This is a genomic window from Micromonospora sp. WMMD1274 (assembly GCF_049179035.1).
Classification (GTDB): Bacteria; Actinomycetota; Actinomycetes; order Mycobacteriales; family Micromonosporaceae; genus Micromonospora; species Micromonospora tulbaghiae.
Window position 1 is genome coordinate 4,058,080 of the sequence record NZ_JBMHMG010000001.1, and the last position, 25,651, is coordinate 4,083,730.

The 25,651-nt window shown below is 73.6% G+C and carries 31 protein-coding genes and 1 pseudogene; 18 read left to right on the forward strand and 14 right to left on the reverse strand.

Annotated features, from left to right (window positions below; all coding sequences use genetic code 11):
• Positions 1 to 28: 28 nt before the first annotated feature.
• On the reverse strand, positions 29 to 316 hold the full coding sequence (locus tag ACN27D_RS19330; protein WP_358176603.1) for a hypothetical protein: 288 nt from the start codon (positions 314 to 316) through the stop codon (positions 29 to 31).
• A gap of 18 nt (positions 317 to 334) precedes the next feature.
• The gene (locus tag ACN27D_RS19335; protein WP_358176600.1) at positions 335 to 1,159 is read right to left on the reverse strand and encodes an SDR family NAD(P)-dependent oxidoreductase; all 825 of its coding nucleotides are present in this window, start codon (positions 1,157 to 1,159) and stop codon (positions 335 to 337) included.
• A 124-nt stretch (positions 1,160 to 1,283) separates the two neighbouring features.
• On the opposite strand from ACN27D_RS19335, the gene ACN27D_RS19340 reads away from it, so the two are divergent.
• Positions 1,284 to 2,240, forward strand: a complete 957-nt coding sequence (locus tag ACN27D_RS19340) for an HpcH/HpaI aldolase/citrate lyase family protein (protein WP_128136855.1) — start codon at positions 1,284 to 1,286, stop codon at positions 2,238 to 2,240.
• A gap of 43 nt (positions 2,241 to 2,283) precedes the next feature.
• Here ACN27D_RS19340 and ACN27D_RS19345 read toward each other — a convergent pair whose 3' ends face one another.
• Positions 2,284 to 2,817, reverse strand: a complete 534-nt coding sequence (locus ACN27D_RS19345) for a DUF4190 domain-containing protein (protein ID WP_421499660.1) — start codon at positions 2,815 to 2,817, stop codon at positions 2,284 to 2,286.
• Between the two features lie 116 nt (positions 2,818 to 2,933).
• Here ACN27D_RS19345 and ACN27D_RS19350 point away from each other — a divergent pair, with 116 nt between their 5' ends.
• Positions 2,934 to 3,824, forward strand: coding sequence for an SDR family NAD(P)-dependent oxidoreductase (locus tag ACN27D_RS19350; RefSeq protein WP_036311415.1), 891 nt, complete (start codon positions 2,934 to 2,936; stop codon positions 3,822 to 3,824).
• A 3-nt stretch (positions 3,825 to 3,827) separates the two neighbouring features.
• On the opposite strand, the gene ACN27D_RS19355 is transcribed toward ACN27D_RS19350, so the two are convergent.
• Complete coding sequence (locus ACN27D_RS19355) at positions 3,828 to 4,223, reverse strand: DUF4190 domain-containing protein (protein ID WP_421499661.1); 396 nt, start codon at positions 4,221 to 4,223, stop codon at positions 3,828 to 3,830.
• Between the two features lie 172 nt (positions 4,224 to 4,395).
• On the opposite strand from ACN27D_RS19355, the gene ACN27D_RS19360 reads away from it, so the two are divergent.
• Positions 4,396 to 5,592 (forward strand): acyl-CoA dehydrogenase family protein, encoded by a 1,197-nt coding sequence (locus tag ACN27D_RS19360; protein ID WP_421499662.1) that lies wholly within the window; start codon positions 4,396 to 4,398, stop codon positions 5,590 to 5,592.
• Positions 5,593 to 5,594: 2 nt separating this feature from the next.
• On the opposite strand, the gene ACN27D_RS19365 is transcribed toward ACN27D_RS19360, so the two are convergent.
• The 4 genes from ACN27D_RS19365 to trxA form a co-directional block, all read right to left on the reverse strand.
• The gene (locus ACN27D_RS19365) at positions 5,595 to 6,341 is read right to left on the reverse strand and encodes a hypothetical protein (RefSeq protein WP_421499663.1); all 747 of its coding nucleotides are present in this window, start codon (positions 6,339 to 6,341) and stop codon (positions 5,595 to 5,597) included.
• Between the two features lie 31 nt (positions 6,342 to 6,372).
• On the reverse strand, positions 6,373 to 6,795 hold the full coding sequence (locus ACN27D_RS19370) for a CoA-binding protein (protein ID WP_421499664.1): 423 nt from the start codon (positions 6,793 to 6,795) through the stop codon (positions 6,373 to 6,375).
• Positions 6,796 to 6,835: 40 nt separating this feature from the next.
• On the reverse strand, positions 6,836 to 8,890 hold the full coding sequence (locus tag ACN27D_RS19375; RefSeq protein ID WP_421499665.1) for an intein-containing Rv2578c family radical SAM protein: 2,055 nt from the start codon (positions 8,888 to 8,890) through the stop codon (positions 6,836 to 6,838).
• 96 nt (positions 8,891 to 8,986) lie between these two features.
• On the reverse strand, positions 8,987 to 9,349 hold the full coding sequence (trxA, locus tag ACN27D_RS19380; protein ID WP_013283893.1) for a thioredoxin: 363 nt from the start codon (positions 9,347 to 9,349) through the stop codon (positions 8,987 to 8,989).
• A gap of 547 nt (positions 9,350 to 9,896) precedes the next feature.
• Between trxA and ACN27D_RS19385 the strand changes: the two genes are divergently transcribed.
• The 11 genes from ACN27D_RS19385 to ACN27D_RS19435 all read left to right on the forward strand — a co-directional run bounded on the left by ACN27D_RS19385 (position 9,897) and on the right by ACN27D_RS19435 (position 18,137).
• Positions 9,897 to 10,412 (forward strand): MaoC family dehydratase, encoded by a 516-nt coding sequence (locus ACN27D_RS19385; protein WP_120571765.1) that lies wholly within the window; start codon positions 9,897 to 9,899, stop codon positions 10,410 to 10,412.
• A gap of 94 nt (positions 10,413 to 10,506) precedes the next feature.
• Positions 10,507 to 10,998 (forward strand): hypothetical protein, encoded by a 492-nt coding sequence (locus ACN27D_RS19390; protein WP_421499666.1) that lies wholly within the window; start codon positions 10,507 to 10,509, stop codon positions 10,996 to 10,998.
• Positions 10,999 to 11,033: 35 nt separating this feature from the next.
• Positions 11,034 to 11,657, forward strand: a complete 624-nt coding sequence (locus ACN27D_RS19395; protein ID WP_421499667.1) for a TrmH family RNA methyltransferase — start codon at positions 11,034 to 11,036, stop codon at positions 11,655 to 11,657.
• 103 nt (positions 11,658 to 11,760) lie between these two features.
• Positions 11,761 to 12,447, forward strand: coding sequence for a DUF6758 family protein (locus ACN27D_RS19400; protein ID WP_350814658.1), 687 nt, complete (start codon positions 11,761 to 11,763; stop codon positions 12,445 to 12,447).
• Positions 12,448 to 12,565: 118 nt separating this feature from the next.
• Positions 12,566 to 12,724 (forward strand): hypothetical protein, encoded by a 159-nt coding sequence (locus tag ACN27D_RS19405; protein ID WP_013283898.1) that lies wholly within the window; start codon positions 12,566 to 12,568, stop codon positions 12,722 to 12,724.
• Positions 12,725 to 12,730: 6 nt separating this feature from the next.
• Positions 12,731 to 13,582 (forward strand): PH domain-containing protein, encoded by an 852-nt coding sequence (locus ACN27D_RS19410; protein WP_120571763.1) that lies wholly within the window; start codon positions 12,731 to 12,733, stop codon positions 13,580 to 13,582.
• A 93-nt stretch (positions 13,583 to 13,675) separates the two neighbouring features.
• Positions 13,676 to 14,377 carry a SigE family RNA polymerase sigma factor gene (locus ACN27D_RS19415; protein ID WP_358176582.1) on the forward strand — a complete coding sequence of 234 codons (702 nt, stop codon included), beginning with the start codon at positions 13,676 to 13,678 and terminating at the stop codon, positions 14,375 to 14,377.
• A gap of 56 nt (positions 14,378 to 14,433) precedes the next feature.
• Entirely contained in the window at positions 14,434 to 15,651 is a 1,218-nt protein-coding gene (locus tag ACN27D_RS19420) for a hypothetical protein (protein ID WP_357899677.1), read from the forward strand.
• A gap of 10 nt (positions 15,652 to 15,661) precedes the next feature.
• Entirely contained in the window at positions 15,662 to 16,528 is an 867-nt protein-coding gene (locus ACN27D_RS19425; protein ID WP_421499668.1) for a PHP domain-containing protein, read from the forward strand.
• A gap of 31 nt (positions 16,529 to 16,559) precedes the next feature.
• Positions 16,560 to 17,174: a MarC family protein gene (locus ACN27D_RS19430; protein WP_120571759.1), complete on the forward strand. Its 615-nt coding sequence runs from the start codon at positions 16,560 to 16,562 to the stop codon at positions 17,172 to 17,174.
• 129 nt (positions 17,175 to 17,303) lie between these two features.
• A complete protein-coding gene (locus ACN27D_RS19435) occupies positions 17,304 to 18,137 on the forward strand; it encodes a RecB family exonuclease (protein ID WP_421501175.1) in 834 nt (277 codons plus the stop codon).
• A gap of 13 nt (positions 18,138 to 18,150) precedes the next feature.
• Here ACN27D_RS19435 and ACN27D_RS19440 read toward each other — a convergent pair whose 3' ends face one another.
• Both ACN27D_RS19440 and ACN27D_RS19445 read right to left on the reverse strand, forming a co-directional pair.
• Positions 18,151 to 19,002, reverse strand: coding sequence for an oxygenase MpaB family protein (locus ACN27D_RS19440; RefSeq protein WP_421499669.1), 852 nt, complete (start codon positions 19,000 to 19,002; stop codon positions 18,151 to 18,153).
• A gap of 65 nt (positions 19,003 to 19,067) precedes the next feature.
• The gene (locus ACN27D_RS19445; RefSeq protein WP_120571756.1) at positions 19,068 to 19,496 is read right to left on the reverse strand and encodes a Fur family transcriptional regulator; all 429 of its coding nucleotides are present in this window, start codon (positions 19,494 to 19,496) and stop codon (positions 19,068 to 19,070) included.
• A gap of 161 nt (positions 19,497 to 19,657) precedes the next feature.
• On the opposite strand from ACN27D_RS19445, the gene ACN27D_RS19450 reads away from it, so the two are divergent.
• Positions 19,658 to 20,140, forward strand: coding sequence for a DUF2231 domain-containing protein (locus tag ACN27D_RS19450; RefSeq protein ID WP_121683262.1), 483 nt, complete (start codon positions 19,658 to 19,660; stop codon positions 20,138 to 20,140).
• A 1-nt stretch (position 20,141) separates the two neighbouring features.
• On the opposite strand, the gene ACN27D_RS19455 is transcribed toward ACN27D_RS19450, so the two are convergent.
• Positions 20,142 to 20,624: a hypothetical protein gene (locus ACN27D_RS19455; RefSeq protein WP_421499670.1), complete on the reverse strand. Its 483-nt coding sequence runs from the start codon at positions 20,622 to 20,624 to the stop codon at positions 20,142 to 20,144.
• 577 nt (positions 20,625 to 21,201) lie between these two features.
• On the opposite strand from ACN27D_RS19455, the gene ACN27D_RS19460 reads away from it, so the two are divergent.
• Positions 21,202 to 21,378 carry a hypothetical protein gene (locus ACN27D_RS19460; RefSeq protein ID WP_192580693.1) on the forward strand — a complete coding sequence of 59 codons (177 nt, stop codon included), beginning with the start codon at positions 21,202 to 21,204 and terminating at the stop codon, positions 21,376 to 21,378.
• A gap of 100 nt (positions 21,379 to 21,478) precedes the next feature.
• Here the strand turns inward: ACN27D_RS19460 and ACN27D_RS19465 are convergent, their stop codons facing one another.
• Positions 21,479 to 21,955 (reverse strand): flagellar biosynthesis protein FlgA, encoded by a 477-nt coding sequence (locus ACN27D_RS19465; protein WP_421499671.1) that lies wholly within the window; start codon positions 21,953 to 21,955, stop codon positions 21,479 to 21,481.
• A gap of 318 nt (positions 21,956 to 22,273) precedes the next feature.
• Between ACN27D_RS19465 and ACN27D_RS19470 the strand changes: the two genes are divergently transcribed.
• On the forward strand, positions 22,274 to 22,504 hold the full coding sequence (locus ACN27D_RS19470; protein ID WP_421501233.1) for a hypothetical protein: 231 nt from the start codon (positions 22,274 to 22,276) through the stop codon (positions 22,502 to 22,504).
• 62 nt (positions 22,505 to 22,566) lie between these two features.
• Here ACN27D_RS19470 and ACN27D_RS19475 read toward each other — a convergent pair.
• Both ACN27D_RS19475 and ACN27D_RS19480 read right to left on the reverse strand, forming a co-directional pair.
• A pseudogene (locus tag ACN27D_RS19475) lies at positions 22,567 to 22,695 on the reverse strand (FmdB family zinc ribbon protein); the annotation flags it as partial.
• Positions 22,696 to 22,722: 27 nt separating this feature from the next.
• Positions 22,723 to 23,370 carry a 5-formyltetrahydrofolate cyclo-ligase gene (locus ACN27D_RS19480; RefSeq protein ID WP_421499672.1) on the reverse strand — a complete coding sequence of 216 codons (648 nt, stop codon included), beginning with the start codon at positions 23,368 to 23,370 and terminating at the stop codon, positions 22,723 to 22,725.
• 82 nt (positions 23,371 to 23,452) lie between these two features.
• Here ACN27D_RS19480 and ACN27D_RS19485 point away from each other — a divergent pair, with 82 nt between their 5' ends.
• Positions 23,453 to 25,642: a GGDEF domain-containing protein gene (locus ACN27D_RS19485; protein ID WP_252452293.1), complete on the forward strand. Its 2,190-nt coding sequence runs from the start codon at positions 23,453 to 23,455 to the stop codon at positions 25,640 to 25,642.
• Positions 25,643 to 25,651 lie beyond the last annotated feature (9 nt).

A 25,651-nucleotide genomic window follows, 5' to 3' on the forward strand; every position in this document is an offset into this window, starting at 1 on the left:
CGTGATGAAGTGAGGGAGAAGGCGCAGCTCAGACGTCGCGTACCTCCAGCACCCGGGTGGCGGGCGCGGCGTCGCCCAGCTCGGCGCGCAGCGCGACGCGGTCCGGGTCGACCAGGAACGCGTCGAGCCCGGCGCGGGCGGCGAACCGGATCACGTGCACCTCGGTCTCCCCGTCCCCGGCGCGCAGCCGCCGTTCCAACTCGCCGCCGTGCCGGCCGAGCAGCGCCAGCACGGCGTCCTCGTAGCGCCGGCCGGCGTCCACGTCGGCGCTCAGGTCGACGAGTGCGACCAGCAGGACTTCTCGCTCCGCGGTCATGTGTCCCCCCGGGTGTCGTCAGGCCTCGACGCCGACCGCTTTCGCGCTGGCCGTCCAGAGCCGGGCGGCCAGCGCCGGGTCGGCCGCCTTGGGCCGGGGCCGGTGCGGCTTGCGGTCGGCGTAGTAGCCGCCGTCGGTCAGCCGGGACGGGTCCTGGCAGGCGAGCCAGACCAGCGTCTCCGCACCCTTCTCCGGGCTGCGGAACGGCAGCAGCCGCATGCCCAGCGCCACGATCCGGCTCTCGTTGCCGAAGCGGGTGCGCACCACGCCGGGGTGGAACACATGCGCCGGCACGTCCGGCCAGCGCCGGGCCGCCTCGGCGGTGAACAGGATGTTCGCCTGCTTGCTGGTGCCGTACGCACGGAACGGCCGGTACGAGCGCAGCGCGGAATTGAGGTCGTCCGGGTCGAGCACGCCGCTGCGGTGCGCGTCCGAGCCGGTGACCACCATCCGCCGGATCCGGTCTCGCAGCAGGTTGCTGAGCAGGAACGGGGCGAGGTGGTTGGCCTGCATGCTCAGTTCGAAACCGTCGACCGTGGTGATCGGTTCCAGCACGATCGCGCCCGCGTTGTTGGCGAGCACGTCGATCCGGTCGTACCGCTCGCGCAGCCGTTCGGCGAGCCCGCGTACGTCGTCGAGCACCGCGAAGTCGGCGCGGAACAGCTCCGGCTGTTCGCCGCAGCACTCGCGGACCCGCTCGCCCGCGGCGCGCAGCCGGGCCGGGTCGCGGCCGACCAGCACCACCTGGTCACCGCGGCGCGCCAGCTCTTCCGCGGCGGCCAGGCCGATGCCGGAGCTCGCCCCGGTCAGCACCACGATCCGACGCTCAGTGAGATCTTCCACAGGTCCATTCACCCCGGTCACGGCACGAGGTTACCGTGGCGTCACCACGCCCTTTGGGATCGTTAAGTTCTCGAAATCCACCGCTGCGCCGGCACCCGCGCCGGACGCTGGAAGGAGCGCACCCATGACCGCTGTCGGTCGTCCCCGCCGATCCTGCCTGGCGGTGCCCGGCTCCAGCGTCAAGATGCTCGGCAAGGCCCAGGGCCTCCCCGCCGACCAGGTCTTCCTGGACCTGGAGGACGCGGTCGCGCCGCTGGCCAAGCCGGACGCGCGCAAGAACATCGTGGCGACGCTGAACGAGGGCGACTGGGCCGGCAAGACCCGGGTGGTCCGGGTGAACGACCTGACCACGCCGTGGACCTACCGGGACGTCATCGAGGTGGTCGAGGGCGCCGGGGCGAACCTGGACTGCATCATGCTGCCGAAGGTGCAGAACGCCGAGCAGGTGCACTGGCTGGACCTGCTGCTCACCCAGATCGAGAAGACGCTCGGCCTGGAGGTGGGCCGGATCGGCATCGAGGCGCAGATCGAGAACGCGGCCGGGCTGGTGAACGTGGACGCCATCGCCGGCGCCTCGCCCCGGGTCGAGACGATCATCTTCGGCCCGGCCGACTTCATGGCCTCGATCAACATGAAGTCGCTGGTGGTCGGTGCGCTGATCCCGGACTACCCGGGCGACCCGTACCACTACATCCTCATGCGCATCCTGATGGCCGCGCGGATGCACGACAAGCAGGCCATCGACGGCCCGTTCCTGCAGATCCGGGACGTGGACGCGTTCCGCGAGGTGGCGAAGCGCTCGGCGGCGCTGGGCTTCGACGGCAAGTGGGTGCTGCACCCCGGCCAGATCGACGCCGCGAACGAGGTCTACTCCCCGGCGCAGGCCGACTACGACCACGCCGAGCTGATCCTCGACGCGTACGACTACTACACGTCGGAGGCGGGCGGGAAGCTCGGCGCGGTGATGCTCGGCGACGAGATGATCGACGAGGCGTCCCGCAAGATGGCGCTGGTGATCGCCGCGAAGGGCCGGGCCGCCGGCATGTCCCGTACCTCTTCGTTCACGCCGCCCGCGTCCTGACCGCGCGTCGGGCCGCCTCCCTGCCGGGGGCGGCCCGATCGCGTCAGTAGCCGCTGGTGCTGCTGGCGCCGACCGCGATCACGATCATCACGATGTAGAAGATGATCACGGCGAGCATCAGGGCGGTCATGATCCAGCCCACGATGATGCCCGCCAGGGCCATGCCGTCGCCCTCTTCACCGGTCTCCCGGATCTGCTTGCGGGCGACGTGGCCCATGATCGCGCCGATCGGCGCGGTGATGCCGCACGAGGCGAAGCCGACCAGCGACAGCACCAGCGCCACGATGGCGAGCGTGTTCGTGCGGGACGCCGGCATGGCGTAGCCGGGATATGCGCCGGGCGGAGGGTAGGCGCCCGGACCCGGATAGCCCGGCATCGGCGCCGCGTACTGCTCGCCGCCGGGCGGGGGATAGGGCGACTTCGCTCCCGCGTACGGGTCGGTGCCCGGTGCGTACGGGTCCGCGACCGGCGCGTACGGGTCGGCCGGGCCCGGCTGGTTCGGCACGGCCGGCGGGCTCGACTGCGGCCCGGCAGCCAACGGATCCTGCCAGCCACCGGACGGTGGGGGATAGGTCATCTGATCATCTCCAGGTACGTGGTCGCGCTCAGGGTAGCCATCCGGTGCGCGACACGGACGTCCCCTTTCCGGCCACCGCGTTGCCCGTGGGGTCGGCACCGGGCAGGATCCTCGGCATGGCACTTGACGCGCGTGGGGGTCGGTCGCGACGGGACATGAGCCGACCGGGGTCGGTGCGGCGCCCACGTGGCGGCGAGCCGGTCGGCGCCGCCGACTCCGAACGGCCGGCGCCGCTGCCGGAACCGGCCACCATGCGGCTGGACGGCCGGGTCGCGCTGGTGACCGGCGCGGGCAGCCCGGACGGCATCGGGTACGCGACCGCGCGCCGCCTGTCCGACCTGGGCGCCCGGGTCGCGATCGTGTCCACCACGAGGCGCATCCACGAACGCGCGGGCGAGCTGGGCGTCACCGGTTTCGTCGCCGACCTCACCGACGAGTCGGAGGTGGGCGCGCTCGCCGACGCGGTGGCCGAGCAGCTCGGCGACGTCGAGGTGCTGGTGAACAACGCGGGCCTGGCCAGCCGGGCCAGCCCGGAGGTGCTGCGGCCGGTGGCGCAGCTGACGTACGACGAGTGGCGCGGCGAGATCGACCGCAACCTGACCACCGCGTTCCTGTGCAGCCGCGCGTTCATCGGCGGCATGGCCGAGCGGGGCTGGGGCCGGATCGTCAACCTGGCCGCCACCGCCGGGCCGGTCAACGCGCTGCCCACCGAGGCGGCCTACGCGGCGGCCAAGGCCGGTGTGGTCGGCCTGACCCGGGCGCTGGCGATGGAGATGATCGCCGACGGGGTGACCGTGAACGCGGTGGCACCGGGGATCATCCACACCGCGGCGTCCACCATGGCCGAGATCAAGCAGGGGCTCGGTACGCCGGTCGGGCGCCCCGGCACGCCGGACGAGGTGGCGGCGGCGATCGCGTTCCTCTGCTCGCCCGCCGCGTCGTACATCACCGGGCAGATGCTCGTGGTCGACGGCGGTAACAGCGTCCGGGAGGCGCAGTTCCGCTGACCGTCAGTAGCCGCTGGTGTCGGAGTTGGCCCAGAACGCCAGCCCGATCCAGCCGCAGCAGACCAGGATGCCGATGACGGTGAAGATGTAGCTGAGGATCAGACCCCAGTTGGCGAGCTGGTCGCCGTCCTCGCCGGTCTGCCGGATCTGCCGCTTGGCCAGGTGGCCGCAGACGATGCCGGCGGGTGGGAAGACGAACGCGAAGACGAGCGACAGGATGGCGAGCACGTTCGTGCCACGGGGCCCCTGGCCGGGCGGCCCGTACTGCCCGTAGGGCGGCTGCGGGGCGTACGGGGGTTGTTGGCCCCACTGCGGGTGCTGCTGGCCGTACTGCGGTTGCCCGTAGGGCTGACCGTGCGGCGGCGGCTCGTACGGCGACGGTGGCTGCTCGTCACTCACGGGCGCCCCTTCCCCCAGGTCAACGGCCCTCTCTCTTGCGGACGCTACCCGCAGCGGTGAACCTTTTCACAGCGGTTGTGTGGACTGGTCACCTTGGCGCGGCCGGTCCCGGGACCGATACTGACCGAGCGTTCAGTTACCCATGAGTAAGGCGCCGACCCCGGAGGCTGAGATGGCCCGACTCGCCCAGACACCCGGACTGACCGACGTGCAGCGGTCGATCCTGGAAACCGTCCGGGAGTTCGCCGACAAGGAGATCATCCCGCACGCCCAGCGGCTGGAGCACGCCGACGAGTACCCGAGCGACATCCTCGACGGCATGCGCGAGATGGGGCTGTTCGGCCTCACCATCGACGAGGAGTACGGCGGCCTGGGCGAGTCCCTGCTGACCTACGCGCTCGTGGTCGAGGAACTGTCCCGGGGCTGGATGTCGATCTCCGGCATCGTCAACACCCACTTCATCGTCGCGTACCTGATCTCGCAGCACGGCTCGGCCGACCAGAAGGCCCGGCTGCTGCCCCGGATGGCCTCCGGCGAGGTGCGCGGCGCGTTCTCGATGTCGGAGCCCGAGTGCGGCTCGGACGTCGCGGCGATCAAGTCGAAGGCCGTCCGCGACGGCGACAACTACGTCCTCAACGGCCAGAAGATGTGGCTGACCAACGGGGCGTACTCCTCGGTGGTCGCCACCCTGGTCAAGACCGACACCGGGGCCGACTCGGTCTACGGCAACATGAGCACCTTCCTGCTGGAGAAGGAGCCCGGCTTCGGCGAGACCGCGCCCGGCCTCACCATCCCCGGCAAGATCGACAAGATGGGCTACAAGGGCGTCGAGACCACCGAGATGGTGCTCGACGGCGTCACGGTGCCCGGCTCCGCCGTGCTCGGCGGCGAGGAGAAGGTCGGCCGCGGCTTCTACCAGATGATGGACGGCATCGAGGTCGGCCGCGTCAACGTCGCGGCTCGCGCCTGCGGCATCTCGATCCGGGCGTTCGAGCTGGCGGTCGCGTACGCCCAGCAGCGCCACACCTTCGGCCAGCCGCTCGCCAAGCACCAGGCCGTCGCGTTCAAGCTCGCCGAGATGGGTACGAAGATCGAGGCCGCCCACGCGCTCATGGTCAACGCGGCCCGGCTCAAGGACGCCGGCCAGCGCAACGACGTCGAGGCGGGCATGGCGAAGCTGCTCGCGTCCGAATACTGCGCCGAGGTGGTCCAGGAGGCGTTCCGGATCCACGGCGGCTACGGCTACTCCAAGGAGTACGAGATCGAGCGCCTGATGCGCGAGGCGCCGTTCCTGCTGATCGGCGAGGGCACCTCGGAGATCCAGAAGACGATCATCTCGCGCGGCCTGCTCAAGCAGTACAAGCAGTAGGGCTACCGTTCCGCCACGCCGGGGGCCGGTTCCGGGGGAGTCACCGGCAACCCCACCGCCAGCGCCTCCGGCGTGGTCCGGAACCGCTCGATCGCGGCCAGCAGCCGCTCGTCCGGCACGGCCAGGTCGCGCCCGCCGATCAGCGGCCGGGGCAACTGCTCCGGCTCCAGACGCAGGTGCAGACCGCCACCGCGTTCGCCGGACCGCCGCACGCCACGGATCCCGGACCACGGGTACCAGTCGCCGCCGTACCGGAGCCCGCCGCCGGTCAACGTCAGCCGGCCGGTGAACCGCGTCTCCGCGTAGACGACCCAGCCCAGGCCGAGGGCCACCGAGGCCAGCACCAGCGGTCGCCACGCCTCGACCTGCGGCCAGCGTTCGGTCAGGAACGAGAACCCGCCGAGCGCCACCACGACACCCGCCGTCACGTCCGCGGTCAGCTCCAGCCATCCCACCGCCGACCGCCGGGCCATCAGCCCCGGCTCGGCGCCGTGCGGCCCGGCCACCCGGGGCCGCCAGATCAGCCGTCCGGTCCGCCGTGGCCGCCAGTACCGCAGCGCCAGGGGCCCCAGCATCACCAGCCACACCACGCCACGAACCGCGCTCAGGTGCGACGGACCCAGCGCTAGGAGGACCCGGCCGCTCACAGCGGCCACCGCCGCGCCGGCCAGGAGCGCAAGCAGCCTGCGGGACCAGAGCCCGTCGCGGCCGGGCACCGCCGCAGCCGCCGTCGGGCCGGGAGCGGACATGCCCGAAGGGTACGCGCAGCGTGCCCGGTCGTCAGTCGGACGTTCCACCGGATGTGCGGGTCAGGCCGGCGGCGGCCCGCTCGACGATGAGGCACTTGTCCTCGACGTAGTCGAGGCCGCCCTCCTCGGCGATCCGGCGCGCCTCGTCCGAGAAGATCCCGAGCTGCAACCACACCGCCGGGGCGCCGATCGCCACCGCCTGCCGGACCACGTCGACCGCGTCGCGGGCCGGGCGGAACACGTCGACCAGGTCGACCGGGTGCGGGATGTCGGCGAGCGTCGGGTACGCCTTCTCGCCGAACAACTCGTCCACTGTCGGGTTGACCGGGATGATCCGCCAGCCGTGCCGCTGCATCTCCAGCGGTACGCGGTGCGCGGCCTTGCCCGGGTCACGGGAGGCGCCCACGACGGCGATCACGGTGGAGTCGGCGAGGATCTGCTGAGCGGAACGCATTCCCCGAGACTAGCCCCGCCGGCGGGGGTTCCCCCGGTCGCTAGAGCAGGGAGAGCTGTTCGGCGGCCGGGGCGGGCGGCGGGGTCTCCGGCAGCCGCCTGTTGTCGCCGGTCTCGCCGCGGTGCAGCCCGTGCCGGCGTGCCGCCATCCGCACCCGCGCGGTCACCTCCCGCTGGTACGCCTGCGGCGCGTACGAGCCGGCCTGGTAGAGCTGCCGGTAGCGGGGCACCAGATGGGGGAACTCCCGGGCCAGCCAGCGGGCGTACCACTCCCGGGCGCCGGGCCGCAGGTGCAGCGGCAGCGGCGTCACGCTCGCCGCGCCGGAGGCGGCGACGGCCGCGACCGTGGCGTCGATCGACTCCTCGTCGTCGCTGAGGCCGGGCAGGATCGGTGCCATCAGCACGCCGACGGAGAAACCGGCGTCGGTGAGGCGACGGACCGCGTCCAGCCGGCGGCGCGGGCTCGGCGTGCCGGGCTCGGCCGCCCGCCAGAGCACCTCGTCGACGAACCCCACCGAGTACGAGAGCCCGACCCGGGTCACCTCGGCGGCCTGGCGCAACAGGGGCAGGTCGCGCAGCAGCAGCGTGCCCTTGGTCAGGATGGAGAACGGGTTCGCGAAGTCCCGCAGCGCCTCGATGATCGGCGGCATCAGGCGGTAGCGGCCCTCGGCCCGCTGGTAGCAGTCCACATTGGTGCCCGTGGCGACGTGCGCGCCGCGCCAGCGCGGTGCGGCCAGCTCGCGCCGGACCAGCTCGCCCGCGTTGACCTTGACGATCACCTTGCGGTCGAAGTCGGCGCCCGCGTCCAGGTCGAGGTAGGTGTGGGTGTTGCGGGCGAAGCAGTTGTGGCTGACCACGCCGTTGGCGATGAAGTCGCCGGTGCCGGTGGTGATGTCCCACAGCGGAAGCTCCAGGCCGAGATTCTCGACGGCTGTCACCTGGAGTCGCGCCGCGCACTTGAGCGCTATGCCCTCGATCGAGCGCCGGGCGGTGACGGCCGGGTCGGTCAGGTGGAAGAAGCGCAGCCGTTCCGGCAGCCCGCCGGTCAGCCGGAGCTGACTCGCCGCACCCGGGGCGCCCGGCACGTCGAGCGCCCACCGGAAGCCGAACCGCTCCAGCGCGCCGGCCGCGCGGGCACGGCTCTCGTCGTCGGCGACGCTGATCCGGAACACGCCCCGGTGGCAGGTGCCGACGGCGTCGAACGTGCCGGCCAGGTAGCCCAGCGCCCAGTCGTCGGTCGTCTCGGCGGGTGGCTCGAACAGCCCGGTGACGGCCTCGGCCGGGCCGGCTGTGCGTACCACTGTGGTCGTCGCCCGGCGGCCGACCCGGGCGACGGTGGCCCGCTCGACGGTGACGCCCGCGTCGGTCAGGTAGCGCTCGGCCCGGTCCAGCGCCTCGGACTCGGCGGTGGCCAGCCGGAACCGGGTGTCTCGTCGGTCGCCGGAGGGGCCGTCGTCGCGGACCAGGGCGTGCAGGTAGCCCCGGCGGTAGTCGGCCGAGCGCTTCGGCGCGACCGCGAACCGGCCGGTGCCCAGCAGGCGGTTGCGGGTGGTCAGGTGGGGACGGCGCCCGCCGCCGCGCATCGTTCCGGTGACGTGCTTCCAGCCGCGTTCGGTCAGGAACCGGTGGTCGCCGCTGGCGACGAGCGTGGTGCCGTCGGCCAGCGTGACCCGGTAGGCCCGCTTCACAGTGGACCACTTGTCGAGCACTGTGGTGACGACGTAGTGGCGGTAGGCGCCGCGCCGCCGGGTGCCGTAGATCCGGTCGCCGGGCTCCAGCTCGCTGATCGCCTTGGTGCGGCCGTCGGCCATCAGGATCGGCGTGTCGCCGCCCAGGCAGTAGACGCAGGCGTGCGAGCAGCCCCGGTAGGGGTTGATCGTCCACTCGAACGGCACGCGCGACTGGCCGGGCACCCGGTTGATGATCGACTTGGCCTGGACCTCGTAGAAGGTCATGCCGGCGAAGTCCGGGGTGTCGAACGTGCGGGTGACGGCGCCGGGCAGCGCCAGCGGCAGGGGTGGAGCCGCCGGCGCCGCCCGATCGGGAGTCCCCTCGTCCGGGGGAGCGGAGAGGTTGTCCCAGCGCATGGCGTTCATTCGAACACGTGTACGAACTAAGCGCAAGCGAGCCGGCACGAGAAACGCCGCCGGCCGGTGCCCGAAGCGGGGCACCGGCCGGCGGCGTGTGGAACGTCAGTGGTTGTGCTCGGCCAGCTTCTTGCGCACGTCGTCCATGTCCAGCGCCTGGACCTGCTCGATGAGGTTCTCCAGCGCGGACTCCGGCAGCGCGCCCGGCTGGGCGAAGACGATCACGCCGTCACGGATCGCCATGATCGTCGGGATGGAGCTGATGTTGAACTTCGCCGCCAGCTCCTGCTGCGCCTCGGTGTCGACCTTGCCGAAGGCGATGTCCGGGTGCTTCTCCGAGGAGCGCTCGTAGACCGGGGCGAAGCGCTTGCACGGGCCGCACCAGTCCGCCCAGAAGTCGAGCAGGACGATCCCGTCGCGCCCGGTCACCTCGTCAAAGTTGGCCGTGGTCAGCTCAACCGTTGCCATTTGCTCTCTCCGATCACCGCGGATTGTCGTACGTCCGGTGGAACCAGGGTCAGTCCGTCCGAATTCCCGTCGCGGGGGTGACGAAACGCTGAGCGCCTGGACGGTGACCCTGGGCACATCGAACACCATCTGTTCGGCCCGGTCGTGCGGAACGCAAATGCATGCCGCACTTGCGTGACGGGACGTGATGGGAGCGTTTCCAAGGAGATCACGCTCAGTTGCGGCTACGTATCGGTAACTTTGGGCTTGACGAGCATCTATCCGGCCTGCAGAGATCGCTTACCGACCGCTTGTCGGTTACTTTGAGTAGTGTTACGAAAAGATAAATGTGACCTCCGTCTCTGTCGGTGCCGGGTGTTCGTACGGCAGAATTCTTCGCATCAGAGCGTGGGCGGCGGGTGCCGGGGAGGGCCCCGCCGCTCATTGCGTCCGGACCTCGGTGACCCCCGGTGTGACATTTCCGCCGGGCGAGCGCCCCGCCCCTCGCCTTAACAAGCGATAAGGCATGCTGTGCCGAACTCCATCGCCGCCCGTGAAGGGGACAAGGATGCAGTTCGGCCGCTACTACGAGGAGTTCGAGGTCGGCGCGGTCTACCGGCACTGGCCGGGCAAGACGGTCACCGAGTACGACGACCACCTCTTCTGCCTGCTCACCATGAACCACCACCCGCTGCACATGGACGCGCACTACGCCGAGTCCGCCTCGCAGTTCAAGCGCAACGTGGTGGTCGGCAACTACATCTACTCGCTGCTGCTGGGCATGTCCGTACCGGACGTCAGCGGCAAGGCGATCGCCAACCTGGAGATCGAGTCGCTGCGGCACGTCGCGCCGACGTTCCACGGCGACACCATCTACGGCGAGACGACGGTGCTGGACAAGCGGGAGTCGGCCTCGAAGCCCGACCGCGGGGTGGTCGCGGTCGAGACCCGGGGCTACAACCAGGACGGCACGCTCGTCTGCGTGTTCCGCCGCAAGGTCATGGTCCCCAAGCAGGAGTACGCGGCCGCCGCCGTCCCGGACGGCGTCGACCCGGAGCGCCCCAGCTTCCCCGAGCCGCGCTGACCTGAACATCTCCGGCCACCGGGCCTCGTTCTCCGTTCGGCGGGGACGGGGCCCGGACCTCGCCCGGGGGCATATGCTCGGGCTGGAGGTGCCCATGAGCCACTCCGTAGCCGGAGAGCCGCCTTCCGCCGGTCGCCGCGCCGCACCGCTCACCACCGCCGCCTACTCGGCGGCGGAGTGGGACCTGCTGACCGACCTGCCGGGCCGCGTCCTCGTCGCCGCCGCCTCACCCGGGTCCGGGCGCCCGCCGCGCGGCGTCGCCGCCGGTCTGGCCGGCCTGGACGCGGTGGCCGCCGGCCGGGCCTTCGACAGCGATCTCGTCCGCGCCGTGGTGGCCGCGATCTACGCCCGCCACGACGGGGCCACCGAGCGGGACGAGCGCCTGACCGACCTGGTCGACCTGCTGGCCGCCGCCCGGGCCGCGGTACGGGTGCTGCACCGCCGGGCCGACCCGGCCGACTCGGCGGCGTACCGGCAGTGGGTGGAGTCGGTCGCCGCCCGGGTTTGCCGGGCCGGGCAGACCACGCCGAGCCCCGCCGACACGCGTTTCCTCGACCGGCTGGGCGGCGCGCTCGACCTGCGCTGACCGGGGACGCCGCCGGGCCGTACCCTCTGCAGACCGTGACCGACGACCAGCTCGACGTGGGTGTGGGGCCCTGGCCCGGTGACCCGCCGGACGACCCGCGCTACGACCCGGAGCTGCTCGCGGCCGGGGACCGGCGCAACGTGGTGGACCGCTACCGCTACTGGCGGCGCGAGGCCGTGGTGGCCGACCTGGACCGGCGCCGGCACGACTTCCACGTGGCGATCGAGAACTGGCAGCACGACTTCAACATCGGCACCGTGGTCCGCAACGCCAACGCCTTCCTCGCCGCCGAGGTGCACATCGTCGGACGGCGGCGGTGGAACCGGCGGGGCGCCATGGTGACCGACCGCTACCAGCACGTCCGGCACCACCCGACGATCGAGGAGTTCGTCGCGTGGGCGCGTGACGAACAGCTGCCGGTGGTCGGGATCGACAACCTGCCCGGCTCCCGGCCGATGGAGACGGCGGTGCTGCCGCGCCGCTGCGTGCTCCTGTTCGGCCAGGAGGGGCCGGGGCTGTCGGCGGTGGCCCGGTCGGCCTGCGACGCGCTGTTCTCCATCGCCCAGTACGGCTCGACCCGGTCCATCAACGCGGGTGTGGCCAGCGGCATCGCCATGCACGCCTGGATCCGGTCGTACGCCGGGCCGCCGCCGGACTGAACCCGCGCGTGGGTCCACCACCGGACGGAAATCCCACGCTCGTCCGCCCGCCCCGCTTGACGCCTCGCCGGTCCGGGGCGACGGTGAGAGTGTGACTGTCGCGGTGAGTTGTCCGAGATGTGCGGGCCCGGTGCGCGAGCCGGACCTGATGCATGCCGAGCACCGGTGCGTACGTTGCGGCCCGGTCGCGCCGCTGCACGTGCCGGAGCACATCAGCGCCGAGATCATGGCCAGTGTGGTGGACCGGATGGCCGCGGACCCCGACCCGGCCGGCCGGCTCCGGATGCCGCTGTGGTGTCCGTGGCCGCTCCCGCCGGGCTGGACGCTCACCGGCGTGGCGTGGGCGGGTGACGACCGCGCGGGCGTACGGGCGACGCTGGTCGCCTGCGCCGGACCGGCCCCCCTGGACGGTGGGCCGGCCGACCTGATCTTCGTCGCCGAGGAACCCGGCGTGGGCCTCGGATCCCGCTTCGCGGGACTGCCCGGACCCGACCCCGGCCCACAGGTGGAGGAGGCGCTCACCGATCCCGGCCCTGGTCATCCCGAGCGGCTGCCGCACGCGAAGATCCGGGTGGGCGGCCATCCGACTCCACTGTGGCTCGTCCGCTCCGAAACGGATCGAAGCGCGTACGCCGGCGAGGCTCGGGGAATGTGGCTCCATGCGATAGCCTGGCCGGCGAGTGCGGGTCACCTCCTCGCGGAAGAAGTCGTGCTGCACGACCTCACCGAGTGGACACCGCCCGAACTCGTGTACGGCGCACCATCTCCGTACCTGCACGGGCGGGCCTGACCGGCTCGCCACGGCGAGTCGGGGAGCGGACGCAGATATTCACGGTAAGACACCATGCTGATACTCTGGGTGCCGCTGCGGTAAACGGACCCGGCGCCGCGCGAGAGGATGGCCCGCTATGGTCAAGAAGGTCCTCACCTGGGCCGGCATCGCATTCTTGATCTTCTTTGTTGCGTACCGGCCCAACTCTGCCGCCGACGTCTTCAAGTCTCTCGGCGGCGGCATCATGGACATCGCGCAGGGCTTCGGCGACTTCTTCACCAACCTCGTCGCCTAGCCGCCCATGGGAAGCCCCTCCGGTCCACCCTTCGACCCGGACGACCCCGACCGGGCACGCCGGGAGCGCGACACCGAGCCGATCCCCCGGATCGACCCGGACGACCCGGCCGGTTACGGCCCCGGCCCGTACGCGGACGCGGACGACGCCGGCTACGGCAGCGCGTACGCCGGTGAGGGGCGGTCCAGCCGGGCCTGGGCACGTGACCCGGACGGCTTCCCGGACCAGCCGATCTCCGAGGACGAACTGGCCGGGCTGCGGTCCGACGCCACCGGCATGGCACCCCGCCGGGTGCTGCCGCTGGAGGACGAGCCCAGCTCGCTCGTGGCCCGCTACCTCTTCCCCACCGAGCGCTACCGGGGCGAGTGGAAGCGGCACTGGATCCACCTCACCACCCCGATCATCGTCGGCGTGGCGGCCACGTTCGTGCTCGGCTACCTCTCCGGCTTCCTCGCCGGGCGGGACGTCGGCGCGTTGACCACAGTCGCCGTGCTGCTCTGGTTCGCCGTGATGGGCTGGGTCGCGTGGAAGGTCGCCGACTGGTGGTACGACCGGTTCATCCTGACCAACAAGCGGGTGATGGTGGTCAACGGGATCATCACCCGGCAGGTCGCGATGATGCCGCTCACCCGGGTCACCGACATGAAGTACGAGCAGAGCCCGACCGGCCGCGCCCTCAACTACGGCACGTTCGTGCTGGAGTCCGCCGGCCAGGAACAGGCACTCCGGGTGATCAAGAACCTGCCCAACCCGAACGAGCTCTACCTGCGTGTGGTCGAGGAGATGTACGAGCCGCAGGCGGTCGAGGCGCGGTTGGGCAAGGAGGCCGACGAGGCCAAGGCCGACGACGGAGCCTGAAACTTTTCGTCCGAACATCGGATGAACTGCACACCTTCCGCCATCGACCCGACCGGCCCGGCCGTGGCATTCTGCCAGGCAGGACGGGGGGAGATGAGCGTGGCGAGCAGAGATCCGCTGGAGGAGGAGTTCCGCGAATTCGTCGCGGCCCGGTCCGGCGCGCTGCTGCGTACCGCGTACCTGCTCGCCGGTGACTGGGCCACCGCCGAGGACCTGCTCCAGACCGCGCTGACCAAGACCTACCTCGCCTGGAAGCGGCTCGGCGGGATCGACGCCATCGAGCCGTACGCCCGCCGCGTCATGGTCAACACGTCCACCAGCTGGTGGCGGCGCCGCTGGCACGGCGAGCGCCCCACCGAGGTGCTGCCGGAGCGCGCCGGTGTCGACGAGATCGAGCAGCAACTCGACCGGGACGCGCTCTGGCGGCACCTCCAGGCGCTGCCGGCCCGGCAGCGGGCGGTGCTGGTGCTGCGCTTCTACGAGGACATGTCCGAGGCGCAGACCGCCGCGCTGCTGGAGATCTCCCCGGGCACGGTCAAGAGCCAGACCTCCCGGGCGCTGAACACGCTGCGCCGGCGGCTCGGCTCCGAAGCGGCCCTGAGCCTGCCCGCGCCGGCCGACGCGCCCGCGGCGAAACCGACCGCGCCCGCCGCGGGCGGCCGGTCCGTCCCGCCGGCCCGGGGCACCGAACCGGCCCGTACCCCCGCGCGGCAGCCCGCCGCCCGGGTGCCGCGACCGGCCCCACCCGCGGCTCCGGTCCGCCCCGCCGTCCCGATCCCGGCGAAGAGCCGATGAGCGGCACCCGGCAGCACGGTGACAACCGGACCGGCAGCCCGGAGCGTCCATTCCCCGTGAGCGACGACGAGCTGGAGCGGGCGCTGCGGGAGACGCTGACCCGCCGCGTCGCGACGTCCCGCCCGCTGCCCGCCGACCCGGCCGGGGAGATCCTGCGCCGGGCGCGGCGCACGGGCCGGCGGCGTACGCTCACCGGCCTGGCCCTGGCCGGGGTCGCCACCGTGTTCATCACCACCGGGGTGGCGCAGTTCAGCGCGTCGGGCGGCAACGGCGGCACGCCCACTGTGGTGCTCGGCGACCCGCCCGTCCTCTTCCCGTCCCCGGAGCCCTCCGGACCGTCCTCGATCACCCGTTTCGGGCCGGTCCGCGCCGAACTCGACCTGCTCGTCGGTGACCGGCTGGACACCAGCGGCGGCGAACGACGGCAGCTGCCCGGTGTGAGCGGCGTCGAACGGGCGCAGCGGATCCACGACCAGGAGGGCTGGCTGCTCACCTCGGCGGCCACCGTCGCCGGCCGTACCCTCTGGTGGGTGCCGGTCGGTGGCGCCGCGCCGCAGGTCATGCTCGCCGCCGCGGACGCGGTGGCGGTCTCCGCGGACGGCCGCCAGGTGGCCTGGCGGGACGGCACCGACGTGATCGCCGCCGGTGTGGTCGCCGGCCAGCTCATCGCGCCGGTCCGGACCGCCGCGCCGGACGGCGCCGTGCCGGTCGGCTTCGCCGGCGACTCCGTGCTGATCCAGCAGCCCGGCGACGGCGGGATGAGCGTCTGGGACCGCGCGCTGGGCGGGCAGCCGGGCCCGGTGAACCCGGACGTACGCGCGGTCTACGGCACCCGGCCCGACGGCCGGGTGGTGGCCCTGGTCGCCGCCGGCCGGGATCAGCAGCGCTGCCTCGCCCTGCTCGACCCGGCCCGGGACCTCGCCCCGGTGCGTACCGGATGCGGTCTGAAGCTGGCCACCGACGGACTCGGCGCCGTCTCCTCCGACGGCCGGTGGCTGCTCGCGAACGGCACCTCGCGCACCGCCCTCCTGGTGGACCTGGCCGACCCGGCCAGCCCGGTCACCCACCCGGCCGGGCCGGTGCTGGCCGCCGGCGTGGCCTGGACCCGGGGCGGCGTGGCGCTGCACGTGGACGCGAGCGGCGGGCTGGTCCGGGTCAAGCCGGAGCGGGTGCTGGCCGGTGACCGGCCCACGGCCTCGAAGGTCGAAGGGCTGGCGCCGGAGGACCACCCGGTGGTGGTGGCCGACGTCCCCACGGTGCCCGAGGGGGCGTAGCGTCGGGCGGGTGAGCGCCCCCGCCCGCATCGACCTGCACACCCACTCCACCGCAAGCGACGGCACCCTGACCCCCGCCGAACTGGTCCGGGCCGCCGCCGACGCGGGGCTCGACGTGGTGGCACTCACCGACCACGACACCACCGCGGGCTGGGCGCCCGCCGTCGCCGCACTGCCGCCCGGCCTCACCCTGATCCGCGGCGCGGAGATCTCGTGCCGCTGGTTCGGCGCCGAGCCGGCGATCCCGCTGCACCTCCTCGCCTACCTGTTCGACCCGGCCGAGCCGCACCTGGCCGCGGAGCTGGCCCGGGTCCGCCGGGCCCGCGAGGAACGCGGCGAGCGCATCGTCCGGCTGCTCCAGGCCGACGGCGTCCCGGTGAGCTGGACGGAGATCCTGGCCGGCGCGGGCGGCGGCACCGTCGGCCGCCCGCACATCGCGCAGGCGCTGATCCGGGCCGGTCTGGTCGCCACCACCACCGAGGCGTTCGGGCCGGACTGGCTCGGCGAGCGGTACCGGCTGCCGAAGGACGACATCGAGGTGTTCCAGGCGGTGGCGCTGGTGCGGGCGGCCGGTGGCGTGCCCGTCTTCGCCCACCCGAAGGCCAGCCGGCGCGGCCGGATCGTGCCGGACCAGCTGATCGCGGACCTGGCGGCGGCCGGCCTGGCCGGGCTGGAGGCCGACCACGAGGACCACGACCCGGCCGAGCGGGCGCACGTCCGCGGGCTCGCCGCCGACCTGGGACTGCTGGTCACCGGCTCGTCCGACTTCCACGGCACGCACAAGACCGTCCGGCTCGGCGCGCACACCACCGGGCCCGAGGCGTACGAGCGGATCGTCGCGCTGGCCCGCGGGGTGACCCCTGTCGCTTCGAGCTGAAGCGATCCGACGGCACGGCTACCGTGTCCGCGTGGATCTCAAGCTCTTCGGCGAGGTCTTCGTGACCCTGCTGGTGATCGTCGACCCGCCCGGAATGATGCCCATCTTCCTCGCGCTGACCGGGCCGCTGCCCGCGCGCGACCGGAACCGGGCCGCCTGGCAGGCCGTGGCGCTGGCGCTCGGGGTCATCGTGATCTTCGCGGTGGCGGGGCAGACGATCCTGGCGTACCTGCACGTCGACCTGCCCGCGCTCCAGGCCGCCGGCGGTCTGCTGCTGATCCTGGTCGCGCTGGAGCTGCTGACCGGCAAGGCGGACGACCCGAGCCAGCAGGTCACCTCCAACATCGCGCTGGTGCCGCTGGGCACCCCGCTGCTGGCCGGACCGGGCGCCATCGTGGCCACCATGCTGTTCGTGCAGCAGGCCGGCGGTCCCGTCGACTACCTCGCCATCGCGCTGGCGATCGTCGCGGTGATGGTGACGGTCTGGGTGGTGCTGCGCTTCTCCGGCGGGATCGTCAAGGTGCTGCGCCCCGGCGGCATCGAGGTGCTGACCCGGATCGCCGGCCTGCTGCTGGCCGCCATCGCCGTGCAGCTCATCGCCGACGCGATCGCCGCGTTCGTGACCCAGTACCTCAACAACGCCTGAGCGCTTCGTCCGCTGTCGTACCGGGGTGGCAGGATCTCAGGGGTGCGACGACCGTCAGCAGCCGGCCCGACCGGCTCCCGGGCTCCCCGACCCCGCGCCGAGCAGTCCGAGCAGCTCGGCTTCGAGGGCATGCCGGAACGCCTGTTCGTCTGCACCCCGAGCAAACTCGGCACGTACGCGGACTGCCCCCGCCGCTACCGCTACGCCTACGTGGACCGGCCCGCGCCGCCGAAAGGCCCGCCGTGGGCGCACAACTCGCTCGGCGCGAGCGTCCACACCGCGCTGAAGAACTGGTACGCGCTGGCCGCCGACCGCCGCCGCCCCGAGGTGCTCGGCACGCTGCTCAAGGGCACCTGGGTCCGTGAGGGCTACCGCGACGACGAGCAGGAGCGCGACGCCTTCCGGCGCGCGCTGACCTGGTTGGAGAGCTACGTGGCGGGCCTCGACCCGGCCGACGAGCCGGTCGGCGTGGAACGGGTCGTCGCGGTCAAGACCGCTGTGCTCGCGTTCAACGGCCGCACCGACCGGATCGACTCGCGTCCCGGCCCGGACGGGCGGCCCGAGCTGGTCATCGTCGACTACAAGACCGGCCGCACCGGGCTCGACGCCGACGACGCGCGCGGCTCGCAGGCGCTCGCGCTCTACGCGTACGCGGCCGAGCGGGTGTTCCGCAAGCCGTGCCGCCGGGTCGAGCTGCACCACCTGCCCACCGGCACCGTCGCCGCCCACGAGCACACGCCGGAGTCCCTGCACCGGCAGCTCACCCGCGCGGAGGACACCGCCCGCGACATCATGGCCGCCGAGCGCGCCGTGGCCGACGGCGCCGACCCCGACACGGCGTTCCCCACCGAGCCGGGGCCGCGGTGCGGCTGGTGCGACTACCGGCGTACGTGCCCGACCGGCGCGCAGACCCCGGGCAAGGAGCCCTGGTCCGCGGTCGAGCGGTTCGCCGGACCGGAGTGAGTGCGCGGCGGCGTCAGGCCGCGGTCAGACGGGCGGCGCGTTCCTTAGCGGCCTGCTGCAACGGGCCCTCCCGGTAGCGCCGGGGGACCGCCGCCAGCGCCAGCCGCAGCGCCCGCGCGCTCAGGTCCGCCGACAGGGCGGTGGTGGGCAGGCCCAGCCCACCGTAGAGCCGCAACGCCCACGGCGGCAGCATCCCCAGCGCGGTGGCGGCGATCCCGAAGTACGCCCAGCGCGGCGGCCCCAGGTTCAGGCCGACCCGCGCCGGCAGGCTGACCTTCCACGGGATCGGCGGCGCGGTCAGGAACACCGCGGTCTCGGCCGCCTCCCGGGTCATCCGCAACTGCGGGCGTACGTCCCGGTAGTAGTCAGCCACCTCGGCGGCGGTACCCGGTACGTCGTCCGGGTCCAGCCCCACCAGGGCCGCCGACCGGCGCTGCTCGGTGTAGTAGCCGTCCACCTCGTCGTCGGTGAGCGCCAGACCGGCCCGCCGGGCGGTGCTCACGAACGACTCGACCTCGGTCACGTGCACCCAGCGCAGCAGCTCCGGATCGTCGACGCGGAACTCCTCACCGGTGAACGGGTCGGTGGCGCGCATCCGGGCGTGCCGCGTACGCAGCCGTCGCCCGGCCGTCTCTGCCTCGGCCGTCGTGCCGTAGATCGTCGTCGCCACGTACGTCGCCGTGCGGACCAGCCGGCCCCAGGCGTCGGTGCGGTAGTTGCTGTTCTGCGCGACGCCGGCCATCGCGCGCGGGTGCAGCGCCTGGAGGTAGAGCGAGCGCAGGCCGGCGACGATCAGGATCGGTTCCTCGTGCACCTTCCACGTGACCGATCCCGGACCGAAGAGGCCGAGGTCTTCGGTGTCCACCGATCAAGAGTGCCACGCGCCGTCGCCGGGCGTCCCGGTGCGGCGGTCGGTCGACGGTGCGGCGGTCAGTCGTCGGCGGAGCGGCGGGACTGGCAGGACGGGCAGAGGCCCCAGAAGGTCACTTCCGCCTCGTCCAGCTCGAAGCCGTGCGCCACGTTCGGGTCCAGGCAGGGGGCGCTGCCGACCGCGCAGTCCACGTCGGCGATCTCACCGCAGCCCCGGCACACCACGTGGTGGTGGTTGTCGCCGACCCGGGCCTCGTACCGCGCGGGACTGCCGGCCGGCTCGATCCGGCGGGACAGCCCGGCCCGGGACAGGGCACCGAGCACGTCGTAGACGGCCTGGGTGGAGACCGAGTCGATCCGCTGGCGGACCCGCCGGGTGATCTCGTCGACCTCCAGGTGACCGCCGGCGGAGAGCACGTCCAGCACGGCGAGACGCGGCCGGGTGACCCGTAGGCCCCTCGACCGGAGCAGCTCCTCACCTGTGGACATGGATCCATGACAGCACGGGGCAGACGGGCCGACAAGCGAGCGTTGTTCACCCGTGGCCGGGGCCACAGGTGAACCGGCGCCGCCGCGCTCGCGTGTATCGAGGCAGACGGCGTCACGCCGTACGCTGAGCGCGCCAAACCACCCACTCGCCGGAGGTGTCGGTGTTCAGGGAAATCAACGGTCTGCCCGTCCATGTGCTCGTCATCCACGCGGCGGTGGTGCTGGTGCCGCTGCTGGCACTGCTCGCCGTCGGGTACGGGGTGCTGCCCCGCTGGCGGCCCCGCCTCGGCTGGGCGGTTGCGGCGCTCGCCGTGGTCACCCCGATCGTCGCCTGGGTGGCGACCGAGTCCGGCGAGGAGCTGGAGGAGGCCCTGCGCGCGAAGGGCTACCCGCCGGACCGGCTCCAGCAGATCAGCGAGCACGCCGAGTACGGCGACACGCTGTTCTGGTTCGCGCTCGGGCTCGGCGTCGCCGCGCTGCTGCTCGTGCTGTCGACGAGCCGCCTCGTAGCGGGCCGGAACCTGCCCCGCTGGCTCCCGATCGTGCTCACCGTCGTGGTGGCGGTGCTCGCGGTCTTCGCGCTCGTGTACGTGTACTGGACCGGTGACAGCGGCGCCAAGATGGTCTGGGACGGCGTCGTCTGACTCAGAACAGCACCCGCGAGCAGAGCAGGCAGGTGAGCAGCACCAGCACCACGGCGACGACCGCCCCGATGCCGTAGGTGAGGCGCTGCGCGCGCTGCTCCGCCTGGTCCATCGCGGCCATGTCCTGCGGCGGGAGCCGGCGGGGCGGTGACGGCTGCACGTGTACCGGTGGCCGCCAGCCGGGCGGCGGAGGCGTGCTCGGCGGCGGTCCCGCGTATCCCGGGGGCGGCGGGCCACCAGCGGGCGCGCCGCCCCCGAACTGCGGGCCACCACCGGGCGGGCCGGCACCGGGCGTGCCCGGCCACGCGCCGCCGGCCACCGTCCAGCCGCCTGCCGCCTCCGGCCGGGCCCACGGGCTCTCGGTGGCCGCCTCGCGCGACCACGGGCTGGCGCTCCCGGCCGCCTCGGGGTTGTCGGCGGCTGCTCCGGTCGTCTCGACGCCCTCGGTGACGGCCCGCTCCACCGGGAGGGAGGCCGGCTCCACCGGGAGGGCGGTCGGCTCTGCTGTGAGGGCGGTCGGCTCCGCCGGGAGGGAGGCCGGCTCGGGCTGCCCGGCGGCCCCGGCCGAGTCGGCGGTGCGGTCCGACTCAGGTGCTCCGCCTGCGTCACCGGCGTCATCGCCTTCACCGGCGTCATCGCCTTCACCGGCGTCATCGCCTTCACCGGCGTCATCGCCGTCGCGGGCGTCACGAGCGTCACGAGCGTCACGGGGGTCACGGGCGTCACCCGGCCGAGGTCCGGGACCGGCCGGGTGGACGTCCGCGCTGTCCGCGCCGCCCCGGGGGACCGCCCCGGGGGCGTTCTCCCCGGCTGTGGCCGGTTGCTCCGGGCGTCGCCAGGTCTCGTCGTCGGGGCTGCCACCGCTCGGCGTCGTCACGCCGTCCGACGCTACCAACGCCCCGGCCGGTCGGCCGCCCGACGCGTCGATCACCGCCGCTCGGCCATTCGCGCCCGGTGGGTGGCGGTCCGGCGGCTTCCGGGCCGGTACGGCCGGGCTCGGGTCGATCCGCCCGGTCCCGGGGATCGAGCCGGCGGCCCGTCCGGCGGTATCGTTGCTGCTCGTGACCGACCCCGCCATCCGGGCACCGCGCGACGACGACGACCGCGTGGTCGACCTCAGCGACGACTTCGTGGTGCTGCCCGAACAGACCAGCGACGACACCGACCGCGGCTGGGGCGAGCGCCCCGGCGGCAACGACGACTGGCTGCTCGCCGAGCGCCCTCCGCACTGGGGCTGATCGCCCCGCAGCGGCCCGATCGCCCCGCAGTGGCCCGATCGCGCCGAGCGGACCGTCGAGGGCCGATGGCGCCGCGCCGAGGCCTCCCGCTGTGCTCACGTCAGCCGCGTACCACCACGGCGAAGCGACTGCCCTCCGGCAACCCGACCGCCCGCCGGGCCTGCTCCGGCGGCAGCGCCAGGTAGAGCGCCGAGGAGCCGTCGACCGCTCCGGCGGCGCCGACCACGTCGAGCACCAACGCGCGCGGAGCCAGCAGCGTCGGGTCGGGCGAACCGCCGGCCGGCACGACGAGCAGGTCGACCCGGGCACCCGGGCGCAGCACCGCGAGGGCGGCCGGCTCGGCCAGCCGGATCGGTACGCCCACCGCACCGGCCGGCAGGGCGCGGATGCCGCCGGACGGTGACGCGGTCGCCGGGGCGGACGGCAACGCGCGAGGTGGTGGGCAGGACGGCGGCGTCTGGAGCACCGCCGCGGCCAGCCCCAGCAGAACCGCGACGAGCGTCACCCGCAGCAGCGTCCGGCGCCGAGGCAGCCCGCGCCAGCGGACCGGCCGTAACGTCGTCTCGCCATCCGTCACCGCTGCCTCCCGCCGCCGGCCAACCGTCCGACCCGCAGGCTAGGACCGGCCCCCCGACGCGCGCCGCCCCATCGCCCGCCCCTGTGGATAACCCGCCGGCCTGTGGAAAACCGTTCCCCGGAAGGCCCGCCGTCACCAGCGCGGAGGTCCGGTGCGGCCGGGACCGCCAGCTCGGGGAGCTTGCTGCTTCCGAACCGGCGGATGCAGCAACCTCCCCGAGCTGGCGAGCATCCGCCGCCGGCTGGTGCAGCGACCTCGCCGAGCCGGCGAGCATCCGCCGCGAACGGAACGTGGCCGCCCCCGAGCGGGGACGGCCACGTGTCGCGTGAGAAGCGCGAGAGGCTGATTCAGGACGAGCTGGACGCCGCCGGCGCCTTGCTCGCAGTCGACCCCGACCCGGAACCGGACGAGGAGGACGACCCGGACGAGGAGGACGACGAGGACGAGGAGTCCGACGACGACGAGGACGAGGACGACTCGGACTTGGCCGGCTTGCTCGTGGCCGCGGTGCCGTTGTCGGAGCCGGACGAACGGGAGTCCGTGCGGTAGAAGCCGGAGCCCTTGAACACGATGCCCACCGAGTTGAAGAGCTTTCGCAGCCGCCCCTCACACGCCGGGCACTCGGTCAGCGGGTCGTCCGAGAAGGACTGCACCGCCTCGAGCTGGTGGCCGCACGCGGTGCAGGCGTACTGGTACGTGGGCACGTTCTCCTCCGGATCTTCGGCACGGCCGGTTGGCACTCCTGGTCTTCGAGTGCCAATGGTGCGTCATGACCCCCGGGTTCGTCCAGCGGAAGCGCCCGGGCCCACACCCGGGACCGCCACCAGTCCGTCCGCCGGAGTGATCACACAGTGCACCGGGCGGTCGTGCGGCAGGGCGGGCACCGCCTCGACCAGCTCGCCGTCGTGCAGCAGCGCCACGGTCGGCACGGTGGCGGGCACCCGGGCCAGCGCGCGGTCGTACGAGCCGCCGCCCCGGCCCAGCCGGATGCCGCGGCGGTCCACCGCGACCGCCGGCACCACGACCAGGGCGGCTCCGGCCACCGCGGCACGCCCCCGGGGCGGTGCGGTCGGCTCGCGCAGGCCCCGGCCGGCGGCGCGCAACGACTCCGGGCCGGTGTACGGGGCCCAGTCCAGGTCCAGGTCCTCGCGCAGCACCGGCAGCAGCAACTCGGCGTCGGGCGGCAGCGCGGCGCGCAGCACGTCCGGCAGGTCGTCCCCGCCGGGCTCCGAGGCGACCGGCACGTACGCGCTCATCCTGGCCGGCCGCAGCCGTCGTACCAACGTCACCAGCTCGGCCTGGACGGCGGCCGCAGCCACCGCGCGGTCGGCCGCGGACAGCGACCGGCGCGCGGCGAGTAGCGCGATGCGCATCTCCCGCTTCGCATCGTGCGCTTCATCCGAAAATTCCGGCACGCAACACTCCTGACGCAACGCTTGCCTAATGGTCGCTCTGTGTCAGCATCGCACCAAGGGAGCGGAACTTCCGGGGGGAAGATTGACGCTACGCGGGCGGTTGACGGCGGCTTTCCTCGCGGTGGTCCTCGGCCCCGTCCTGCTCGGCGCGTTCTTCGTCGGGGTCACGCTCAGCGCCGTCGACCACAGCCGCGCCACCGAGCGGCTGGGTCTGGCCGCGGCCGGCGTCCGTACCTCGATCGACGCGCTCTGCCAGCAACTACGCGCGGCGGCCGACGCGGTCGCGCTGGTCGGCGACCCGGCCGCCCGCTCGCGCGCGGCCGACCAGGTGGTCGCCCGGGGCCTGGCCGCCGCCGTGCGGATGGCCGACGCCGCCGGCCGCACCACCTACGCCACGGCCGGCGGGCCGGCCGGGCGCTGGCAGGACTGCGCCGGCGCGCCCGCCACCGGAGTCGGGGCGCTCTCCGCCCAGGTCGGGCTCCGCGACCCGGCCGGCACCGACCTGGGCGCGGTCGCCGCCGCACAGCCCGTCGACCGGGCCTTCGTGGCGCGGCTCGCCGCCGTGACCGGCGTCGGTGTCACCCTCCTCGACGACCCCGGCGGCATCACCCACACGACCGAGGCCCAGGGGGTGCGCGCAGCGGTGCTGGCCGCCGCCGGCAAGGCGGACGGGAACCGGGTGACCGGCACCGGCGACGGCCGGTACGTGCGGCGGGTCGGTCCGTCTCCCGGTCAGCCGCTGCCGCTGGTGCTGTCGGTACCGGGGGAACGTGCGCCCGGCCTGTACGGGGCGCTGATCGCCGCGGTCGCGCTCGCCGCCCTGCTGGCAGTGCTCGCGGCCTGGCGGCTGGCCCGGGTGACCACCCGGCCGCTCGGTGAGCTGGCCGGCGCGGTGGACCGGGTGGCGCGCGGTGACCTGAGCGCCCGGGTGCCGGTGCGCAGCCGCGACGAGATCGGGCGGCTGGCCAGCGCGTTCAACCGGATGACCCGGGAGACCGGCACCTACGTGACGGCGCTGACCAGCAGCCGCGACCAGATCCGCAACCACCTCGCGGTGCTCGGCGACACGCTCGCCAGCACGCACGACCTGCAACGCATCCTGCGGGTGATCCTGGACAGCGCGATCGCCGCCACCGGCGCCCGGGCCGGCGCGGTGCTGCTGGTCGACGGCGACGGCGTCCTCGTCGGCCGGTGCGTGGAGGGACTGACCGGGCGCTGGCCCACGGGCGACCCGGCCGACCCGGCGACGCTGCGGGTGCCGGTCGGCGCCGGGGTGCTCGGCGCGGTGGCCGCCACCGGCGAACCGCTGCGCGGACGGTGGGCGTCGCCGGACACGGAGACCGGGGAGCCGTCCTGCGAGACGTACGTGGCGGTGCCGTTCGCCACCCCCGGCGCCGCCGAGCCGCGCGGCCCGGACCGGCCCGGCCACCCGCCCGCCGACGGCGAACCGCCCGGCTCGGCCTGCGCGGCCCTCGGCGTGCTCGTGCTCTACGACCGGCTCGGCGGGCACGAGTTCCACGACGACGACGTGGTGACGCTGCGGACGTTCGCCGGGCACGCCGCGGTCGCCGTGGAGAACGTCCGGGTGCACGAGGAGGCGCAGCGGCTCTCCCTCACCGACCCGCTCACCGGGCTGTGGAACTACCGCTACCTGCGGGAGTCGATCCGCCGCGAGGTGGAGCGGGCGAACCGGTTCGGCCGCATGCTCAGCGTGCTCGCGCTCGACCTGGACCGGTTCAAGAACGTCAACGACACCTGGGGGCACGCCGCCGGGGACGCCGTCCTGGTCGAGTTCGCGCGCCGGGTACGCGGCGTGATCCGCGAGGTGGACCTGGCGTTCCGGCAGGGCGGCGAGGAGTTCGTGGTGCTGCTGCCGGAGACCGACGCCCGGGGCGCCACGATCGTCGCCGAGCGGCTCGGCGCGGTGGTACGCGACCAGCCGGTGGCGGTCGAGGGGAACGGCGACGAGCCGGTGCGGGTGCCGGTGACCGTCTCCATCGGCATCGCCGTCTACCCGGACCACGCCGCCGACGGCCAGCAGGTGCTCGACGCCGCCGACGACGCGTTGTACGCGGCGAAGGCCGCCGGACGCGACGGCTACCGGCTCGCCCCGGCGCCCGATCCGGTGCCCACCCAGGAGATCCCGGTGGTGGCCGCCGGTGCCGGCCCACCGGACGGGCTGCCCCGGGCCGGCGCGGCGGACCCGGCGGGCACCGTCCAGGGCGGCGCGTCTTCCGGTCCTCACCCGCCGCGGCAGAGCCGTGGCCGATAGTCTCGCGAC

Bases quoted from the DNA above. Each gene is read 5' to 3' on its own strand.
- ACN27D_RS19340 (WP_128136855.1), top strand. From the start codon at position 1,284: ATGACCGCTGTCGGTCGTCCCCGCCGATCCTGCCTGGCGGTGCCCGGC.
- ACN27D_RS19390 (WP_421499666.1), top strand. From the start codon at position 10,507: ATGAGCCACTCCGTAGCCGGAGAGCCGCCTTCCGCCGGTCGCCGCGCC.
- ACN27D_RS19370 (WP_421499664.1), bottom strand. From the start codon at position 6,795: ATGCGTTCCGCTCAGCAGATCCTCGCCGACTCCACCGTGATCGCCGTC.
- trxA (WP_013283893.1), bottom strand. From the start codon at position 9,349: ATGGCAACGGTTGAGCTGACCACGGCCAACTTTGACGAGGTGACCGGG.
- ACN27D_RS19385 (WP_120571765.1), top strand. From the start codon at position 9,897: ATGCAGTTCGGCCGCTACTACGAGGAGTTCGAGGTCGGCGCGGTCTAC.
- ACN27D_RS19350 (WP_036311415.1), top strand. From the start codon at position 2,934: ATGGCACTTGACGCGCGTGGGGGTCGGTCGCGACGGGACATGAGCCGA.
- ACN27D_RS19435 (WP_421501175.1), top strand. From the start codon at position 17,304: ATGCCGGAACGCCTGTTCGTCTGCACCCCGAGCAAACTCGGCACGTAC.
- ACN27D_RS19410 (WP_120571763.1), top strand. From the start codon at position 12,731: ATGGGAAGCCCCTCCGGTCCACCCTTCGACCCGGACGACCCCGACCGG.
- ACN27D_RS19360 (WP_421499662.1), top strand. From the start codon at position 4,396: ATGGCCCGACTCGCCCAGACACCCGGACTGACCGACGTGCAGCGGTCG.
- ACN27D_RS19365 (WP_421499663.1), bottom strand. From the start codon at position 6,341: ATGTCCGCTCCCGGCCCGACGGCGGCTGCGGCGGTGCCCGGCCGCGAC.
- ACN27D_RS19415 (WP_358176582.1), top strand. From the start codon at position 13,676: ATGAGCGTGGCGAGCAGAGATCCGCTGGAGGAGGAGTTCCGCGAATTC.
- ACN27D_RS19345 (WP_421499660.1), bottom strand. From the start codon at position 2,817: ATGACCTATCCCCCACCGTCCGGTGGCTGGCAGGATCCGTTGGCTGCC.
- ACN27D_RS19375 (WP_421499665.1), bottom strand. From the start codon at position 8,890: ATGAACGCCATGCGCTGGGACAACCTCTCCGCTCCCCCGGACGAGGGG.
- ACN27D_RS19405 (WP_013283898.1), top strand. From the start codon at position 12,566: ATGGTCAAGAAGGTCCTCACCTGGGCCGGCATCGCATTCTTGATCTTC.
- ACN27D_RS19445 (WP_120571756.1), bottom strand. From the start codon at position 19,496: ATGTCCACAGGTGAGGAGCTGCTCCGGTCGAGGGGCCTACGGGTCACC.
- ACN27D_RS19330 (WP_358176603.1), bottom strand. From the start codon at position 316: ATGACCGCGGAGCGAGAAGTCCTGCTGGTCGCACTCGTCGACCTGAGC.